A 2,723-nucleotide genomic window follows, 5' to 3' on the forward strand; every position below is an offset into this window, starting at 1 on the left:
AGGTCGTCGCGGGTCAGGCCGCCGGATTTCAGGTAGGTGTCGATGAAGGGCGCCCACGGGCTTGCTGCGAACACTACCACGGTCTTGCCACGCAGATCGGCGGCCTTTGCCATCGGCGAGTCCTTGTCGATCAGGATGCAAAGATCGGTGCGGCGCTGGAAGGTGGCGATCGAGCGGATGGTCGCGCCCTTGGCACGCGCCGATCCGACCAGACCGACCTGCACCTGGCCGACATCGACCTGCCCGGCGTTGACGAGCTGGATGGTGTTGCCGGAACCACGGCCGTCCTGGATATCGACGTCGAGCTTGGCCTCCTTGAACCAGCCCTTGTTCTGCGCGAGATGCATCGCCGCCTGCACGCCCCACGGCGAGAAATCGAGCCGCACCGACAGTTTGTCCTGTGCCGCTACAGGTGAAACGGCGGCCGCGGCAACACTCAGAAGCATCAGGGTCGACAGAAATATTCTTCTCATATCCCAATCTCCGGTTTGATCATTGTGGGTCGGCGCCGCCGGCTTCAGCCGGCGAAGCTTGCGTGAGATAGCTCAGCACCATTTCCACGACGTGCTGACGGCGCTTGAGCACGCGCCGGCGCGCCGCGAGATCGCGGTCGAGCAGCCAGGACAACGTGTGCTGATTGGACAGAAAGAAATAGGCGAGCCCGGAGATCGACAGATAGAGATCGACCGCGTCGACATTGGCGCGAAACACGCCCTCCTCCTGACCGCGCTTCAGGAGAATACGGATGGTGTCGAGCAGGCCGCTGTACAATGCCTTGGTCGAGCCCGAACTCTTCAGATGCTCGGCATAATGAATGTTCTCGATGCTCATCAGCCGGATCAGGTCCGGGGTGGCGACGAAGTGGTCGAACGTATTGCTGACCAGCCGCTTCATCCCCTCGACCGGCGGCAGCCCCCGCAAATCCTGGTCCTGCTGGCGGGCGCGCAGATCGGCATAGATCCGCTCCAGCACCGCCAGGTAAAGCGCGTCCTTGGAGCCGAAATAGTGATAGATCAGGTTCTTGTTGACGCCGCTCTGCTCGGCAATGCGGTCGACGCGTCCGCCGCTGAGGCCATGGGTCACGAATTCGATCCGCGCCGCATCCAGTATCCTGGCGCGGCTGGCTTCCGGGTTGCGAACGACCTTCGGGGTTGGTGATGCCACGTCAAGCTCCATGACGGGCCCCCGATGGCTCCGGCGTGGCCGCACGCTCGGATCGTAGCCGCGCGGTCGCATCGAGGTCCAGCGCGCCGCGCGCACCGAACCGCACCGCATAATGTTGGTCGGCAAACGCCGCGGTGATCTTGCCGTCGAGGAAATCCTCCCGCACCTGTTCCGGCTCGCGCAGCAGCGGATTGCCGAAGCCACCCGCACCGGCCTGTTCATGAATAATCAGCGTATCGCGCATGACGGTCGTGGTGATCTTGCCCGGCAACGCACTCCGCTCGTTGCCGATCTCGATGAAATTCCGCGAGGAGCCGCCGGGTTCGCCGCCGTTCAGACCGTAGGGCTGGAAGGTGACGCGGTCGGTGCGCAGCTGGAGCAGCGCCTCGGGCGCCAGAATCCGATAGCTGCGGCGGACGCCGACGCCGCCGCGATACTGACCCGCCCCGCAGCTGTCAGGCACGAAGGAATAATCCTCGATACGAACCGGATGCTCGGCTTCCATCACCTCCACCGGCATGTTGGACAGGTTCTGCGAGGCGTTGGTGACCGCTTCGAGCCCGTCCTTGTCCGGCCGGCCGCCCCACGCGCCGCAGATCATGTCCACAATGATGAAGGGCTGGCGATTGGGCCGCAGCCCGCTGATGCAAATGACGCTGTTGCCGCCGTCCCCCGCCGCTGGCACCTTGTCGGGAACGATCTGCGCGAGCGCGCCGAGCATGGTATCGAACACCCGGTAGCCGGTGAGCGCACGCGCCGCGCAAGGCGCGGGCATCACCGGATTGAGCACCGATGCCTCCGGCGCCTTCACGGTGATGCAGCGGAACAGGCCGACATTGTTCGGCACATCCTTCGCCAGCACGCAGCGGACGCTAAGGTAAGTCAGGGAATGGGTAAAGCTGAGCGTCGAATTCAGCGCCCCCTTCACCTGCGGCGAGGAGCCGGTGTAGTCGACCAGCAGGGTGCCGTCGCCGTTGACGGTGATGGCAACCTTGATCGGGATCGGCGTGTCAGAAAAGCCGTCATTGTCGATGTAGTCGACGAAGCGATAGGTGCCCTTCGGCCAGGTCTTGATTTCCCGGCGCGTGAGCCGCTCGGCATAGTCGAGCAGCTCCTGCATGTAGGCGTCGACCTCGGCGGCGCCGTAGCGCTGCAGCAACTTTTCCAAACCGCGCTTGCCGACCTGGGCGGCGGCGAACTGCGCCGAGAGATCGCCCCAGACCCGGTCCGGCACCCGGACGTTGATCTTGATCAACGCCTCAAGCGTGGTGTTGAGGACGCCGCGATCGTAGAGCTTGAGCGGCGGAATGCGCAGCCCTTCCTGGTAGATCTCGGTCGAGTCGGACGCGTTCGATCCCGGCACCCGGCCGCCGACATCGGTGTGATGGCAGATCACCACCGCGAAGGCATGCCGTTCGCCGCCGAAGAAGATCGGCACGAACATGAAGATATCCGGCAGGTGCATGCCGCCGTGATAGGGATCGTTCATGATGACGACGTCGCCGTCGTGCAGATCGCCTTCGAATTTCGCCAGCACCGAGGCCATGGCTTCCGGTATC

The 2,723-nt window shown here is 64.0% G+C and carries 3 protein-coding genes; all 3 read right to left on the minus strand.

Going from position 1 to position 2,723, the window contains the following annotated elements; translation table 11 throughout:
* On the minus strand, positions 1 to 473 hold a 473-nt coding region (locus tag Q7T45_RS08515; protein WP_304869681.1), incomplete at its 3' end, for an ABC transporter substrate-binding protein.
* Between the two features lie 19 nt (positions 474 to 492).
* Positions 493 to 1,164, minus strand: a complete 672-nt coding sequence (locus Q7T45_RS08520) for a TetR/AcrR family transcriptional regulator (protein WP_304869683.1) — start codon at positions 1,162 to 1,164, stop codon at positions 493 to 495.
* A 1-nt stretch (position 1,165) separates the two neighbouring features.
* Positions 1,166 to 2,723, minus strand: a 1,558-nt coding sequence (locus Q7T45_RS08525) for a hydantoinase B/oxoprolinase family protein (RefSeq protein WP_304869685.1), incomplete at its 5' end; no start/stop codon positions are given.

The organism is Bradyrhizobium sp., assembly GCF_030646015.1.
Classification (GTDB): domain Bacteria; phylum Pseudomonadota; class Alphaproteobacteria; order Rhizobiales; family Xanthobacteraceae; genus Bradyrhizobium.